We start from the raw sequence: 15865 nt of genomic DNA on the forward strand, positions 1-15865 counted from the left end.
ACATAAAAGAGCTGGCTGACGCCAGCTCTAATACGGCTATTAGTACCACTTTTTCTGAGTTGGTTTAGGTTTCGGTGCCATTTGCGGCTGCTGCTGTGGCTGAGGCTGCGGCTGGTACATTTGCGGGCTAACCTGCTGCGGCATTGGCATAGGTGCTGGCATCGGCATTGGACCACAGTCATGACAAGGGTTCGGTCTTGGCGGACTATTATGAGTAGGGCTAAGATGTGTCTGCTCCATCGATTTTTCATTGGCAAAAGAAGTCGTATGCGGATACATGTGGACGTTCTTCACCTTATGATGGTTCACCACTGTAGTATGAACTGGGTGTATATGCTCAATTACCTCTTCAGAGTAAGTGTGTTGTACATTGTTGATGACAGGATCGACAATAGTCTTCGTTCCGCAGTGCACTGGACCACAATGTACTGGGCGCGGAGGAGGACAGCAATGTCTTTTACGCATGTTCTTTCCCCTTTCTGTATTGGATTCTCTATAACATATGAAAGGGCGAAAGAACATGTACTATGACAAAAACCTATATTTCAGGCGTTTCGACTGATTAACCTGTCCGTATTTCTTAATGACTCCAAATTTTGAGCCCCGATTCCGAACATGCTGATCCTAAGCTCAAGTTCCAGCTGTTCGAATCGTTCCAGCAGTGCCTCTTTCGAATCCACAGCTTCCGGTAAGATGGAACGACCGTAGCCTGCCATATCAGCTCCTAAAGCTATCGCTTTAGCTGCATCAACGCCAGTCGTGATTCCTCCGCTTGCAATCAGGCAGTCAGGGGCTTTTGGCAATCTGCTCAGCTGCTCGATGCATGTAGCTGTCGGAAGACCCCAATCAAGAAATGCTGACGCAGCTCTTTGCTTTATAGGGTTCTGAGAACGATATTTCTCCACTTCGATCCAAGAAGTCCCTCCTGCTCCCGCTGTATCAATGAATTGCACGCCTGATTCAATCAGCAGGCTGCATGTATCAGGAGCGATCCCAAAGCCCACTTCCTTGATGCCGACCGGTACAGATAATGTATCAGCCACTCTTGCGATTTTAAGCAGAAGGCCGCTGAAGTCTGTATCCCCTTCATCTTGGAAAATTTCCTGCATGCTATTAAGATGGAGCACGATAGCATCTGCACCTGTCAAACTTACGATTTGACCGCATTCCTCAGGTCCATAGCCGTAATTCAGCTGGACAGCACCGATATTTGCGAAGATTGGAATGGTAGGCGCTTCTTCCCGCAGCTGAAAGCTTGCGGCAGCTGCCTTATTTTCCAGCGCCACTCGACTGGAACCAAGCCCTAATGCCCAGCCTTTTTCTTCAGCAGCTCTTGCTAAATTCCGATTTATCTCATGTGCACGGGGCGTGCCGCCGGTCATACTGCTGATCAAAAAAGGTACTTTCACCTGTTTTTGAAGAAATGTGGTGCTAGTATCAATAGTATTGAAGCTGATTTCAGGAAGAGCTTGATGCTCGAATCGGTAAGTTTCAAAGCCGGTTGAAATTCCTTTTCCTTGTACTTGTTCATTCAACGTAATATGTATATGTTCATCCTTACGGTTATGTATAGATCTTTCTTTCATCCTGTTTCCCCCTGGCTCAAAACCTATCCCTGTAATATTGCTTGTGCTGTCAATTTCCCGCTCAAAGTGACCATTGGTGTACCGCCTCCTGGATGTGTCGAACCACCAGCAAACCAAAGACCTTTAATATGAGTATCTTTATTCGGTATCCGGAAAAAGGCTTGCTGGAATTTGTTCGAACTCATCCCATAGATAGCCCCCCGAAAAGCGCGAGTCCGCACCGCTAAATCAGCTGGTGTCTGGAGCTTTTCAAAGATTATATTTTTTGATAAAGCAATCAGACCCTTCTCTTCAAACTGCCGGATAAGCTGTTTTTTATACCATTCTTTCTCATGCAGCTGGTTCATGCCAGTAAGATATGGTGCATTTGCAAGAATGAACAAATTGCTCATATTGGCAGGTGCCTGTTCGGGTTCACTTGCTCCCGAAAAACAAATATAAAGTGTTGGTTCTTCGACATACTGCTTCTTCTTAAAGATCGAAGAAAATTCTTTCTCATAATCGGAAGAAAAGAAAACATTATGATGAGCTAATGCAGCGTAGCGCTTTTTAACACCTAATAGCATCGTAAAGCCCGACAAGGAAGGTTCGAACTTCTTTATTTTATGATCAGGGAAATGCGGCCGCTCAGACTCATCCAATAGTCCGCTGTACAAGCTTAGGGCATCTCCGTTTCCGATAAGCGTATCACAAGCATAGTCACCTTTGGTAGTCGTAACCCCTGTCACGGTACCTCGGCTTGTCTGTATACTGGTCACGTCGGTTTCTTTTTCAATGTGAACACCTAACTCCACAGCCAGCTTTTCAAATGCTTCCACGAGTTTGTATGTGCCGCCTTTAATGCCATACACTCCTTCCCCCGCTTCCAGAAATGCCAGCATGGCAAAGATGGATGGTGCTTGATAAGGAGAGGACCCGACATATGTCGCATACCTGCCGAACAGACGTAATGTATTCGGATGCCGGAAGTATCGTTTTAATAGAGATTGAAACGATTGTATCGGGCGAATTTTAGCAAAATTGCGCAAAAGCTCCGGCTGCAGTTTTTCCTTCAGTAGAAATAGAGGTTTATGAAGAAATGCCCTTTCAGAAATTTGAAACAGCTTCTTGCTTTCAGCAAGAAAAGCAGGATAAGCCCTTGCGTCAGCCTTACTATAGACGGCCAGCTGTTCCTGCATCTTCTCAACGTCTGCTGTCAGCTCGACAATGCTCCCATCAGGAAAAAAATTCTTCCCAATTGGTGTAATTGGGTAGAAGGACAAATAATCTCGGCTGTCCCTTCCTGTATCATGGAATACTTGTTCAAAAATGTGCTTTAGCGTGATTGTACTTGGTCCTAAATCAAAATGGAAACCATCCTGGTTAACCTGTTGAAGCTTGCCGCCAAGTGTTTTATTCTTTTCAAGTATTCTTACATTCCAGCCAGCATGGGCAAGATATATACTGGTCGTTAAACCACCTAATCCGCCCCCGATGATGATAGCACGTTTCATTCGTAATATCTCCTGCCTTTCCATTCATATCCCTCTTTTTGTTTATGAATCCTTACTGCATCCAGAGCAAGCAAAATAAAACAGGTACATGCAATTGGGTAGAGAAAGAATGTATACCAGCTTGTCTTAGCTTGAAAATCAATGAAAAATTTAATGATAGCTCCGATCATATAAGCCAAAGCTGCTGCAAGCGCCGTTTGCTTAGTGCCAATCAATAGAGCAGAAACAAAGCAAACTGTCGGTACAACATATATCAGTGCATATAACACACATATAAATAAAGTAAGGAATATATTGCTTCCCGTCCCCGTGAAAATATTTTTCCGGAATCCGAGCCACACAGAACGGTTAGCCTCGTACATTCGCATACTGGCGAATTTTTCACCGCGCAGCAAAGCGACTGGAAACTGAGACCGTTTCATCAGACGCATAAGTTCGATATCATCCACTATGGCAGATTTGATAGCAGCATGACCGCCAGCATTCTGATAACTTTCCTTGTGAATACAAATGAACGCACCGTGAGCTGCAGTGAATTTAGGATCTTGGGCTTTCGTTACTTGTCGAATTGGTAAGTGGCAAATGACGAGGAAAACCATGAATGGTACAAGCATGCGTTCAAGAAAAGTATGAACACGCTGCCTCGGAAAAGCAGATATCATATGATAACGACCGTCAAGATATGGCTGAAGCAGCACAAGCCCACTTTTCTCCACTGTCACATCCGCATCGAGAAACAGCAGCCAGTCCCCTTCCGCATATTGCCCCAATTGATGACAAGCATAGTTTTTACCTGTCCAGCCCGAAGGCAGCTCCTTGCCTTGAATTAGTTTCAAGTTCTTTAGCTTATGCTGGAATTGCTGCACAATAGCAGCTGTTCCATCCGTTGACTGATCATCCAATACAAGAATTTCTTTTATGTAGTCCTGTTGCGGTATCAGACTCTCAAGTAACTGTCCAATGTTATCTGCTTCATTTCGTGCGGGTACCAGTATGCTCAATGGCTTGACCGCAGGACTTCTTTGCGTGAAGCTTTTCGGAAAAGCGGTGCTGTTATACAGCACCCAAATCAGCTGAAGTAGAAGCAGGAAGTTGATTATTAATAATAGTACAAGCATAACGCATCCCCTTCCTAGCTGATCTGTTCCTGGGACTCCATGCGCAGCTCCCCGATGATCGTCTGTTTATGCTCGTCTGCTTGTTCTTCCAGTAGTTTAGATAAATACATACTGACACTGGAACGTGTCATGCTTTCCCAGTTCTCCTGAATCGGTTTACCGAAGTGCAAGGAAGCAATGGGCTTCTTTTCTTCCCCGAAATGATAATGTAAAGTAACCGGGACGACCGGTACCTGCTTCTGATGCAGCAAATAACCTATTCCCGTCCCAAAAAGATATGGTCGCTGGTCTTGATGCAAAATCTGACCCTGGGGAAACAGCCAAACGCAGCTGCCCGTTTCCAGCAGCTGTGTTGCATATTGAAGGGAAGCGACAACATCGCGAATTCTTGTTTTGTTAATGGAGAAGGCACCGAGCTTGCGAAAGAAGCGATAATTTTCCAGTCCTTCTTGGGCCATCAGCATATAATGATTGCCTCTCAAATGATCTTCCACAACCTGGAAGATTAGCAGTCCATCCCACCAAGAACTGTGATTTGCAATATAAATGACGGGTACTTCTGGTGTCTGGACATGTCCGGTAGCTTCAACACGTTCAAAGTTACGAGGAAGCAAATAATACCGTTGATAAGCAGCGAAAAGTTTAATGAACCATCGCTTTTTTTCTGCTTGAATCAAACACTCTCCTCCCTTCTGTAACAAGAATGAACAGAATGGCCAGACAAGCAACAAGGATGAAACCTTTCTTCAGAGCCAGCAGACCGAAAAACAGGAACATCAATTCCAATAATCGATACGACTGAACTGACGGCTTCACTCCCCTTTGCAATGGAAACACTAATGACAGAATAGCAGCCAGGAAAAACCATGTAATAAAATTCGTTGCCGGAATCCCATAATAAAAACCGCCATTATCCCATTGCCAAAAGTCCCAAGCTAATGCGACAGGATCAAGTATTAAATCAATGAATACGACCCATATACCAGTTTCCAAAGCCCGCAGCCACTTATTTTGCTGTGTACTGATCATAGTGCTGTTAACGATAAAACCAACCCAGGCAATGGCGATTGTAAAGGGTACTCCCAACACATGATACCCGAGCATGGTCGTATATCCGTAATCGCCGAACGGAAATCCTGTATAAACACTTAGTGCTTCAATGAGCAGTGTAGTAACACCGATGATTAACAGAACAGCGGTCGTTTTGATCTTTTTCGTGTTATGGAAGAAATATGCTTTGCTTTCTGCCAGAACGGATGCCGTATAAAGAATCATAAAAATACTATTAGCAAAGTAGAGCCATTCCGGCAGCTCCCAGAATAAAAGAAGCACCAGTCCTATAAACAGCCAAACAGCAAAGATACGATACATCATGTAATCGATTCCTTTTTCCTCGCCTTTTTGGCAGCTTTGTAAAGTGCTAGTTTACGTGACTGCGGTACATATGCACGCTTATGGAATACATCATAATCATTTTCCTTGATTGCATCCATGATTGCTGCATAATAGCTGCTTGCCAAGGTGATTGCAAATGCACTCGATTCGGGATACGTATTCAAACCTTCCAGACCCTCTTCAAACCAATTGTCAGCAGTAGTTATCAAGTCATCAATCACCTGATTGAACGAAAACGATAGTTCCTGGGCATAAAACGCTTCTTCTGTATAGTCATAGGCTGACATGATAGACAGCGGAACATATCGTCGACCGCGCTCCAAGTCCTCTCCGATATCCCGCAGGATATTGACAATTTGCATTGCCTTACCAAGCTTGATTCCTGCTTGAACAATTTGCTCTGACGGGTAATCATGCAATACCGGCAGCAGCATTTCGCCGACAGATCCGGCTACGTGGTAGCAATAGTTTTCCAGCTGTTCAAATGTTTTGTAATGCGTATGCTCCTCATCCATGCGCTGACCCTTTATCTGGGTGAAGAACGGCGCTGGTTCCAGATTTGGAAAAGTGTCGAACAGCCAGCGAAGGGAAGGCCAGATAAAATGCCCTTCCGCTTGGCTGAGATGGTGAAAGTTCCACTCCAGCTCGTCCAGCGTATAAGCGCTGTTTTCAGGTTCATCCATGCTGTCATCAATCATCCGGCAGAAAGTATAAATAACAAAAACAGCTTCCTTACGCGGAGAAGGAAGCTCGCGAAAAGCTTGATAAAAGCTCGCGGAGTGCTGCTTCATCGCCTTCTCACACGCCTTTGCGTACGGTTTCTTGAGCATAGTCTCCCACCTCACTCTTTATTAGGTCACTTAAATTCTTCGCTCCTTGCATGACGATCGGTACACCTCCGCCTGGATGGACAGAAGCGCCGACAGCATAAAGTCCTTCAATATCGAATGGTTTGTTCTGCGGGCGGAAGCCTCCTGATTGAAGCAGGTTCGGAGCTATTCCAAAGCTCCCTCCTTGATACAGCCCAGCTTGACTTGCATCGGCCGGGGTCCTTACCTTCAGCCATTCAATTGATCCCAACAATTCTGGCAGCAGCGTCTGCTCTGCTTTGTGAAGAACACGTTCAACGAGTAAGTCTTGCTGCTGATCCCAATTGATATGGTCGCCGGATGGAACTGGGACTAGGAAATATAATGCCGATTTTCCGGCAGGAGCACATGACGGATCTATTGAACACGGATTGAATACATAAAAGGACGGGTCATCTGGGATAGTCCTGGACTCAAAAATAGCTTTCATATTTAGCTGGAACTGTTCAGGTAGCACAAATTGATGTGTTTGCAGCTCTTCCCATTTTCGATTGGTACCTGCATAAATGAGCAGGCAGCCACTGGAGGCAGCAGGCTGCTTTTTCTTTTTTGCTTTATTATCATCAAGTAAAGAATGAATGGCAGGAAAGTCACCGTTGAACACTACATTATCAAAAGGCTGGTATACTCCGTCCATCTCGATACCGCTTACTCGTTTCCCATTCTTCCGGATTTTTTCCACTTTCGAATTGTATTCAATAGTGACACCGCGTTTTTCACAATAAGAAACCAACGTTTCGATCAGTCCCGCATAGCCTCCTTTCACATACCAGATACCGTGCTCATGCTCGCTATAAGAAATGAGGCCATAAATTGCAGGAGTCGTATAAGGAGAACCTCCTATATACAAGGATTGGAGTGCATAAGCATCTTGCAGCTTCGGTTCAGTGAAATAATCACTGATAAAAGAATGAACATTACGGTAAGCTTTTGATTTATAAAGGAAACGCAGGTTGCTTGTCGTAAAGAAACGTAACCTGTTCGAAAAGCCCCGCTCCAAAAATTGACTCACCCCAAATCGGTATACGTTTTTCATATCGCGCATGAATTGATCAAATTGTGGCGCAGAATTTGGAAACTTCTCCAGTAATTCTTCTTTCTGCTTTGTAGGATCGGCATATTTTGTATACGCAGTACCATCCGCGTAATGAATCCGGTAAAGCGGATCACATTTAATCAGCTCAAGATCCTTCTGGGGAATAGCGCATGACTCCAATACACTGCGAATCATATCGGGCAGAAGGACAATTGTCGGACCTTGGTCGATTCGGAACATGCCGTCAGTTTCGTACTGCATACGCCCACCGGGATTCGACTGCTGTTCAAAGATCGTAACCTCATGTCCCTGTCTTTCCAGAAGCAGTGCAGTTGTTAGCCCACCGATACCTGCACCGATAATTGCCGTTCTCACATCGGCACCTTCTTCCGAGAGAAATTTATCATCCGATAAGTTTTCACTCCATTATTTTTCTCCACTAGATCGGCACTGATCTTTGCTGACTGAAAAATGGTTGGCAGTCCGCTGCCCGGATGCGTTCCTCCACCAACAAGGTAACAATGGGATAGCTCTTTCACTTGATTATGAGGTCGGTTGTACATCATTTGATCAAGTGAATGAGCAAGATTAAATACTGCTCCATGCTGAATATTCATCGCTTCCCAATCTGACGGGGAGATACAATGCTCTGTTTCAATCAGAGCCTCTATATTCTCAATACCGGTTTCACGAGCAAGGATATCCAGCATTTTCTGCCGTATACGAGGACTTGCTTCGTTCCAATCAATGTCAGCCTCCGTATTCGGCACTGGCATCAGCAAATATGCTGTAGACTTTCCAGCAGGTGCCGTTGTCGGATCAAGTTTCGTCGGATAGTGAATGTAGACGGACGGATCCTTTGAAAGAACGAACTGTTCTGTCATCTCTTCTACATTCTTTTTGTAGTCATCTGCAAAGACAACCATATGATGAGGAAGGTCGACTTCTTGCTTCAAACCTAGATAAAGCATGAAGGTTGAGCAGGAATATTTTTTATTCTCCGTTTTCTTCCGGAATTTCTTCTTCCACCTACCATCAAATAAATGATGCATGCTATAACTGTAATCCGCATTGATAATTACTTCGTCAGCATGTACGACATGACCATCTTCCAGACGAATACCTGTTGCCCGTTTGCCTTCTGTAAGAACTTGAGCAACAGGTTTTCCGGTATGGACAATGCCTCCGTACTCCTCAATCACCTGCCGCATCGCTTCACAAATTCGATTTACGCCACCTATGGGATGGTACAAACCGAACTTATGCTCAAGATAAGAAAGTATCGTGAATGTACCAGGACACTTCCAGGGTGACATTCCTAAGTATTTTGCTTGGAAGGTAAAAGCATATTTTAATCGTTCATCATTAAAATAGGTAGAAAGCTTACTATATACTGTCTGAAACATATCCAGTTTCGGCAGCGCATGCAGCACGTCCTTAGTCAGATACGTGCGTTTATGTACGAAAGGACGGCGCAGAAGTTTTTCCACTCTGTCGAACTTCTCCCCCTCTTTTTCCATGAACTGAATGAATCCTTCGCTTTCGCCAGGAAAGACCCGCTCGATTTCATCCAGCATATCTTGTCTGTCGACTCGCGGTGTAAAAGTGACGTCCCCAAACCGAAGCGTATATAATGGATCTAGTCGATGCAGCTGAACGTAATCGTTAAGATTTCGATCCGCTTCCTCGAAAAGCTCCTCCAGAAGCTGAGGCATCATGAAGAAGGTCGCACCAAGATCAAATTGGAACTCGCCTTGCTTCAAACGTGAAGTCCGGCCGCCAATCACATCATTTTTCTCATATATTTCTACGTTATACCCTTTGGCTGCAAGCAGCATCCCAGCTGTCAGCCCCCCAGGACCAGCTCCGATAACTGCTACTTTTTTCTTAGTCAACGGTCAGACCTCCATTTCAATAGTCCCCTTTACCCCGTTCGCCTTATGAAGAAACCTATCGAACGATAAATAAAAAAAAGAAAAAAGGACCCAAAATGTAAAAACACTTTGGGTCCTTGAATCAATGTTGATTGTTACTGCGCAGCTTTTTCGTCAGAGTAGAGATCTTCTGGCTGGAATGAAAACGGTAGCAGCTCTTCCATAGTAACTGTCTTTGAAACGCCATTCATGTTCGAAATGTGGATGACAGCATCCTGCGGGAAGAATTCAGCCATTACCTGGCGGCACGATCCGCATGGCGGAACTGGACGTTCTGTATTCGCAACAACTGCGATTTCAGAGAACTCCCTTTCGCCGTTTGCAATTGCTTGGAAAATTGCTGTTCGTTCAGCACAGCATGTAACTGGATAAGCAGCATTTTCGATATTGCATCCTTGATAAACTTTTCCTGCCTTTGTCAGTACTGCAGCACCTACTCCAAATTTAGAATAAGGTATATATGCCCGTTCTCTTGCTTCTTTAGCCAGATTAATCAATTCTTCTTTCGTCATTGTTTTCTCCCTCTCCGTTGTATCCTTCAATTCGGTCCAAATCTTCATCTAGCAATTGGATGACGTAGCCGATTGATTGATGATAATCCATATATCGTTCTGACTTGATGTCTATGTAATAACTATGCAGAATGATTAAATGGACATTTTCTTCTGTAGACTGTACCTGCTGCGGATGCACACTGACCTCGCGCTGCTGGACAAATTCCTCCGCAGCCTGATGCCACTTCCTAAGCAGCAGATACATTGGTTCTGTTTCCTTCTTGACCATCTCAAAAAAAGCTTTATCATGCTTTTCGCTTGGAGGCTCATGCGTAAGGAAGCGCTCTTTCAAACGTGCCATCAAGTCGGATAGCTGCTTATTATATATCTGTAATGTAGTCAATATAACCCCTTCTCTGCTTATCGTGTTGTTCTATTATACAAGCAGTCAGGCTAATTTACCATGCTCATGATCCCATTTATCATGCTTTTTATCCAGCTGGGACTCTGCTTGGAGCACTCGTTCAATAAGAGGCTGTTTTAACGTCGTCCTGGAACGGTTCGCCTGTACGGTGAGTCTTTGGTCCAATTTCCGATATGCGCCAGTCAGCTGGAACAGAGCCAGCTGCAATTCTTCTTTGGTCACACCATTTTGCTTGTTCATCCGTATGCCCCCTTTTTCCTTACTGTTTCTGCCCATTTAAGACTTCTCCTGCACAGTTGACAAAACAACAAAAAATACGGGCACATTCGCATGATTCAGAGCTGTTTCGCTCATCCTAACTATAAAGGAGGGTGAAAGATGAAAAAGCAGGAAAGAAAGACATCGACTGGCCAGAAACGGCCGACAGCCCGCACTGCCGGCGACGGGTATGATAAAAAGCTTGATGGACCAAACCGTCCTTCCATATAAGTGTAAAAAGCAAAGCGGTCAATTGATCGCTTTGCTTTTTTTCTTGATCAATGCCGCAATCTTCATCAATCGCCTCTTCCAATAAAAGACGGTTCCGGTTGGACGATGACGCTTTTTTTTCTCAGGGGTCAGCCAACTTCGTTTGATGCCCCCATATCTGTACCAGTCCGTACGAATAATATCTTTGTGTGTAATGACTGGATAGCACGCTCGTAGTGGACAACTGCCGATTGTTCTAAATCTGCCATAGCGCTCATAATCATCTCGAGACCCCGTGTAAGGAACGCGTTTGGCAAATTGTACAAATGCGGGATAAAGCTGGTCGTCAAAAAGGAGCTGGCTCAACTTCTTCCCCATCTGTATTCGCTCATCCACACTTGTAAAATGGTGAGCATACAGTCCGTACAACTCCCCATCCATTGTCGGGAAGAACACAGTATTCAAACGAAAAAAATCTTGAAGCTGATATGGCCAGCGGCGGAAGACATGCTTTTTATAGAACGGCTGGACGATGACAGGCGAGCCGATGACATGCTGTTCGTTGACGATAAGGCAGTACAGCAGCTGCTGCATGTCACCTTCTTTTATGAATTGCTTCCACGTTTCTTCCATAAAAGCAGACACACGAAAATGATGAAGATGTGCAATCATGTCAATTTGTCCTTTTTTATGTGACTCATACAACAGCAACTGCGGATAAGCATCAGAGAAGATGAGCCAATTGGCACGTTCGTAAAGAGAAAAAAGCTGTTTTCTTATGCGTGCTGACAGTAAGTCCTGAAACATATCCAAATGTAAATCTGTCATATTCCAGCCAGCGTTCCTAGAAACCATGGAAGCCAGGAATGCCCACTTTATCTCTGGATTCCGTTCATAAAAAGCTTGATAAGCCATCGTTCTTCGGATATTATCTAAGTTTGCAGCGGCTGTTTTCTCTTCGATGGAAGAAAGCAATTGTGCTATGTCAGTAATTGTCATCGAATTGCCCCTTTTTTCAGTTGAGTTACAGACACAAAGTGAAGTATTCTAAGGATTATGGTATGATCATTCCTATAGTGGGGGGAGAAACCGTGCAATATCCTAACGGGAAAAAGATCATCAGACAAACTGCTGCATCGAGGCTCACACAGCCTGTCGACTTCGGCAACAGAGGGATGACTTTAGAGGAAGATATCAATGAGACGAACGAGTATTATCTCGCTCAGCAAAAGGCTATCATCCACAAAAAACCTACCCCAGTGCAGATTGTCCAGGTCGACTATCCAAAACGAAGTGCAGCGGTCATTAAAGAAGCGTATTTCAAACAAGCATCCACTACGGATTATAATGGCGTATATCGCGGAAAATATGTAGACTTCGAAGCCAAGGTCACAAAAAACAAGACTAGTTTCCCGCTCTCCAATTTCCACGAGCACCAGATTTCCCACATGGAGCATGTATGCAGCCATGGGGCTATCTGCTTCGTCATTATGCGTTTTTCCGCACATAATCAAACATTTTTTTTCGAAGCAGAGAAACTTTTTCCGTGGTGGAAACGTCAATATGATGGAGGCAGAAAATCCATTCCCTACGAAGTGATTTGTGAGCAAGGATTTCTGATTCCAATGAAGTATCAGGCAAAGGTCGATTACTTACACATTATCGACCAGCTTCATTTTAGAACGGAGGAAGAGGAGTAATGGCAGAAAAGGGCCAATCTCGTGCATCAAGAAGAAAACAGAAAAAGAAGAAAAAACCTATTTGGAAGAAAATATTACTTACGATTGTATTAATAGGTGTATTATGTGTTGTCGCAGGTGGTAGTGTATTTGCTTACTACGCTGCTACAGCTCCTAAGCTGGACGAAGAAAAACTATCTGACCCTGCTTCCAATATTGTCTATGACATGAATGGCGATGAATTTGCGGAATTAGGTTCGGAAAACAGACGAAAAGTAACCTATGACGATCTGCCGCAGCAGCTGATCGACGCAGTAACTGCAACAGAGGATTCCAGATTCTTCGAACATAACGGAATCGATATAATCCGTACTGGTGGCGCGCTTGTCTCCAACTTTAAGAATGGATTCGGCGCTGAAGGCGGAAGTACGATCGACCAGCAGGTCATTAAACGTTCCTTCCTATCCCCAGAGAAAACAGTAAAACGTAAAATGCAGGAATGGTGGCTTGCCTTCCAGCTTGACCGTCAATACTCCAAGGAAGAAATCCTTGAGATGTATTTGAATAAAGTATTCTACGGCCAATATGCATACGGAGTGGCTACAGCTGCAGAAACGTATTTTGGTAAAGAGGATCTAAATGATCTTACACTGCCGGAAACAGCCTTACTAGCTGGTCTGCCGCAGCGTCCTACTGCTTACAACCCATTTGAAAACCCTGATCTTGCTCAGGAACGTATGAACACCGTGCTTGATTTGATGGTACAGCATGAGAAGATCACCCAGGCTGAAGCAGACGAAGCGAAAAAGACGAAAGTCGAAGATTTACTTACTGAAAAGCAGCCGCAATCTAATAAGTACGGAGCCTTCCTGGATCAAGTGCAAAAAGAGCTCAGTGAACGCTTTGAAGATACAGACCTAAACCTTGATGGGATGAAGATTTACACAACTCTGGATCCAGATGCACAAGAGACTGTGGAAAACGCTTTAAGTGATGAAAGCGGCATTTCATGGGTAGATGATAATCTTCAAGCTGGAATCACGCTGCTCGATACAAAGAGCAGTGCTATCCGTGCGATTGGCGGAAATAAAAATAATGAGCTTGGCGGGTTTAACTACGCAATACAAGGATCCAATCAGCCAGGTTCGAGTATGAAGCCGATAATTGATTATGCTCCCGCTATTGAAAATGGCGTGTATACATCTACTTATGAGCAAATTAATGATGAACCAATAACTATTGAAGAAGCTGGGGATTGGAAACCAAATAACTATGATGACCAATTCCATGGTTGGATGAGCGCAAGAACAGCGTTAGCAAAATCATATAATATTCCAGCCATTAAAACTTTCCAGGCAGTCGGTCTTGATAAAGCGAAGGAATTTGCCAATGGCCTTGGTTTGGAGTTTAAAGACGATACCATTCATTACTCTGATAGTATCGGCGGTTCTTCTGAATTTAGACCTATTGATTTAGCCGGTGCATATGCTGCATTTGGTAATGAAGGTATCTATACAGAACCGTACTCTATCAGTAAGATTGAATTCAGCGATGGCAGTACGTTGGATATGAAGCCTGAATCTGAAGCTGCAATGAGTGAATCTACTGCTTATATGGTGACTGACATGATGCGTTCTGTTATGACAGAAGGTACAGGGACATTAGCTAATGTTGCAGGCCTCGATATTGCAGGAAAAACTGGTACAACAAATAAAGATGGTCAAGAAGGCAGCCCTGACTCATGGATGAATGGATTGACCACAAACTACACGCTTTCCATCTGGACTGGTACACCGAATGATACTGTGATTGCAGGCGGCAGTGCCGGTACAAATGTCGCAAAATACTTGTTCAAGCAAATCATGACAGAAGTCCATGAAGGTAAGGACACGGAAAGCTTTAAAAAACCCAGCAGCGTAGTGGAGGCGAAAGTCGAAAGAGGCTCTCGCCCTGCTGCTTCTCCTAGTGCTGGCACCCCCTCTTCTGAAATCCTGACGGAATTATTCCTGAAGGGTAATCTTCCTGGTGCTACATCAGAAAGATATGAAGAAAAAGAAATAGCTCCGGTTACCGGACTTTCTGCAAGCTATGATGAAGCAAGCAACAGCATTAATATCAGCTGGAACTACGATGGCGATGCAAACTTCAGTGTAAGTGCCGATCCAAGCGGCTCTACATCCACATCTGACACTTCAGCGGTAATTGATAACGTTCAAGCTGGACAAACCTACAACATTGCAGTTACAGCATCAGTTGATGGTGAGACTAGTGAGGCAAAATCAACTTCTGTCACCGTCCCAGGTGGAGAAGAAAACGCAGAAGAAGAAGAAGAAAATCCTGCTGAAAATGCTGAGGATCAGCAAGATCAGAACAATGAAGATCAGCAAAATGAGGACGAGCAGAACCAAGATCAGAATGATGAACAGAATCAAGACCAAAACGCCGATGAAAACAATGACCAGAACAATGGTAACGGTAACGGAAATGAGAATAACAACGGCAACGGTAATAATAATGGAAATTCTGATCAAGGCGGGGAATCAGGCAATACCGAGGAAGAAGAAAACCCTAATGAAGGCGGTCAGGAAACTGATCCCGGCGGAGATGCTGAATCGGAAACTGATCAAGGTAATACAAACGAGCAGCAATAACAAAATATCAAACAAAAAAAGACAGTCACTTCAATTTGGAGTGACTGTCTTTTAATTTGCTTCGGCCTTTAGACGTTTCTTGCCTTCTCGGCAAATATCGTTCAAGGGACATGCCAGGCAGTTAGGGTTTCTTGCTTTACAATGATAGCGTCCGAAAAAAATCATGCGGTGATGTGTATCGCTCCACTCATCACGTGGTACCTTTTTCATCAATGTGTTTTCTACTTCGGTTACATTGTCCTTCCAGCGGCAAAAACCGAGCCGTTTGGATACACGCTCAACGTGGGTATCTACAGCAATGGCAGGCTCGTTGAAAGCAACCGATGCTACCACATTGGCTGTCTTGCGCCCTACTCCAGCTAGCTTGACTAATTCATCACGTGTGTCTGGTACAATTCCATCATATTGATCAAGCAGCGTCTGACAAAGCTTCTGGATATTCTTCGCCTTGTTGCGATAAAGACCGATAGAACGAATATCATGCTGCAGCTCTTCAAGTGGAACAGCTAGATAGTCTTCCGGTGTCTTATATTTTTCGAACAGATCTTTCGTTACTTTATTGACAAGGTTATCGGTACACTGCGCAGACAGCAGTACGGCGATCACCAGCTCGAATGGATTACGGTGGACCAGTTCACATGCTGCTTCCGGGAACATGTCTCGCATCACATCCAATGCTCGTCGTATCTGTGTTTTGTTCAGCATTGTATGCTTTTCC

General features: G+C 44.3%; 17 protein-coding genes. 3 read left to right on the forward strand and 14 right to left on the reverse strand.

Annotated features, from left to right (window positions below; all coding sequences use genetic code 11):
- Positions 1-39: 39 nt before the first annotated feature.
- The 12 genes from ABXS78_RS09140 to ABXS78_RS09195 form a co-directional block, all read right to left on the reverse strand.
- Positions 40-465 carry a CotD family spore coat protein gene (locus ABXS78_RS09140; protein ID WP_366249796.1) on the reverse strand — a complete coding sequence of 142 codons (426 nt, stop codon included), beginning with the start codon at positions 463-465 and terminating at the stop codon, positions 40-42.
- A gap of 80 nt (positions 466-545) precedes the next feature.
- Positions 546-1586, reverse strand: a complete 1041-nt coding sequence (fni, locus tag ABXS78_RS09145) for a type 2 isopentenyl-diphosphate Delta-isomerase (RefSeq protein WP_366249797.1) — start codon at positions 1584-1586, stop codon at positions 546-548.
- A gap of 23 nt (positions 1587-1609) precedes the next feature.
- Positions 1610-3079, reverse strand: coding sequence for a phytoene desaturase family protein (crtI, locus tag ABXS78_RS09150; protein WP_366249798.1), 1470 nt, complete (start codon positions 3077-3079; stop codon positions 1610-1612).
- On the reverse strand, positions 3076-4197 hold the full coding sequence (locus ABXS78_RS09155; RefSeq protein WP_366249799.1) for a glycosyltransferase family A protein: 1122 nt from the start codon (positions 4195-4197) through the stop codon (positions 3076-3078). The genes crtI (ABXS78_RS09150) and ABXS78_RS09155 overlap by 4 nt, the downstream gene beginning before the upstream one ends.
- Before the next feature lie 14 nt (positions 4198-4211).
- Complete coding sequence (locus ABXS78_RS09160; protein ID WP_366249800.1) at positions 4212-4874, reverse strand: lysophospholipid acyltransferase family protein; 663 nt, start codon at positions 4872-4874, stop codon at positions 4212-4214.
- Positions 4840-5571: a carotenoid biosynthesis protein gene (locus ABXS78_RS09165; RefSeq protein ID WP_366249801.1), complete on the reverse strand. Its 732-nt coding sequence runs from the start codon at positions 5569-5571 to the stop codon at positions 4840-4842. The genes ABXS78_RS09160 and ABXS78_RS09165 overlap by 35 nt, the downstream gene beginning before the upstream one ends.
- A complete protein-coding gene (locus tag ABXS78_RS09170) occupies positions 5568-6422 on the reverse strand; it encodes a phytoene/squalene synthase family protein (protein WP_366249802.1) in 855 nt (284 codons plus the stop codon). The genes ABXS78_RS09165 and ABXS78_RS09170 overlap by 4 nt, the downstream gene beginning before the upstream one ends.
- Positions 6391-7872 carry a phytoene desaturase family protein gene (gene crtI / locus ABXS78_RS09175; RefSeq protein ID WP_366249803.1) on the reverse strand — a complete coding sequence of 494 codons (1482 nt, stop codon included), beginning with the start codon at positions 7870-7872 and terminating at the stop codon, positions 6391-6393. Before crtI (ABXS78_RS09175) ends, ABXS78_RS09170 begins: the two co-directional genes overlap by 32 nt.
- On the reverse strand, positions 7869-9392 hold the full coding sequence (gene crtI / locus ABXS78_RS09180; protein WP_366249804.1) for a phytoene desaturase family protein: 1524 nt from the start codon (positions 9390-9392) through the stop codon (positions 7869-7871). Before crtI (ABXS78_RS09180) ends, crtI (ABXS78_RS09175) begins: the two co-directional genes overlap by 4 nt.
- Positions 9393-9526: 134 nt before the next feature.
- A complete protein-coding gene (locus ABXS78_RS09185; protein WP_095222691.1) occupies positions 9527-9943 on the reverse strand; it encodes a cytidine deaminase in 417 nt (138 codons plus the stop codon).
- Positions 9921-10328 (reverse strand): DUF1798 family protein, encoded by a 408-nt coding sequence (locus ABXS78_RS09190; RefSeq protein WP_366249805.1) that lies wholly within the window; start codon positions 10326-10328, stop codon positions 9921-9923. The genes ABXS78_RS09185 and ABXS78_RS09190 overlap by 23 nt, the downstream gene beginning before the upstream one ends.
- 45 nt (positions 10329-10373) lie before the next feature.
- Entirely contained in the window at positions 10374-10589 is a 216-nt protein-coding gene (locus tag ABXS78_RS09195; protein ID WP_366249806.1) for a hypothetical protein, read from the reverse strand.
- Between the two features lie 138 nt (positions 10590-10727).
- Here ABXS78_RS09195 and ABXS78_RS09200 point away from each other — a divergent pair, with 138 nt between their 5' ends.
- Positions 10728-10838 carry a spore protein gene (locus ABXS78_RS09200; protein ID WP_141234138.1) on the forward strand — a complete coding sequence of 37 codons (111 nt, stop codon included), beginning with the start codon at positions 10728-10730 and terminating at the stop codon, positions 10836-10838.
- Positions 10839-10856: 18 nt separating this feature from the next.
- Here ABXS78_RS09200 and ABXS78_RS09205 read toward each other — a convergent pair whose 3' ends face one another.
- Complete coding sequence (locus ABXS78_RS09205) at positions 10857-11816, reverse strand: DUF2515 family protein (protein WP_366249807.1); 960 nt, start codon at positions 11814-11816, stop codon at positions 10857-10859.
- 116 nt (positions 11817-11932) lie between these two features.
- Between ABXS78_RS09205 and recU the strand changes: the two genes are divergently transcribed.
- Together recU and ABXS78_RS09215 are read left to right on the forward strand one after the other, a co-directional pair.
- Entirely contained in the window at positions 11933-12517 is a 585-nt protein-coding gene (gene recU, locus ABXS78_RS09210; protein ID WP_366249909.1) for a Holliday junction resolvase RecU, read from the forward strand.
- Positions 12517-15147 (forward strand): PBP1A family penicillin-binding protein, encoded by a 2631-nt coding sequence (locus tag ABXS78_RS09215; RefSeq protein WP_366249808.1) that lies wholly within the window; start codon positions 12517-12519, stop codon positions 15145-15147. Before recU ends, ABXS78_RS09215 begins: the two co-directional genes overlap by 1 nt.
- A gap of 51 nt (positions 15148-15198) precedes the next feature.
- Here the strand turns inward: ABXS78_RS09215 and nth are convergent, their stop codons facing one another.
- Positions 15199-15852: an endonuclease III gene (gene nth / locus ABXS78_RS09220; protein ID WP_366249809.1), complete on the reverse strand. Its 654-nt coding sequence runs from the start codon at positions 15850-15852 to the stop codon at positions 15199-15201.
- Between the last annotated feature and the right edge of the window lie 13 nt (positions 15853-15865).

Origin of the sequence: Terribacillus aidingensis, from assembly GCF_040703035.1 — a bacterium.
In the GTDB taxonomy this organism is placed as follows: Bacteria; Bacillota; Bacilli; order Bacillales; family Amphibacillaceae; genus Terribacillus.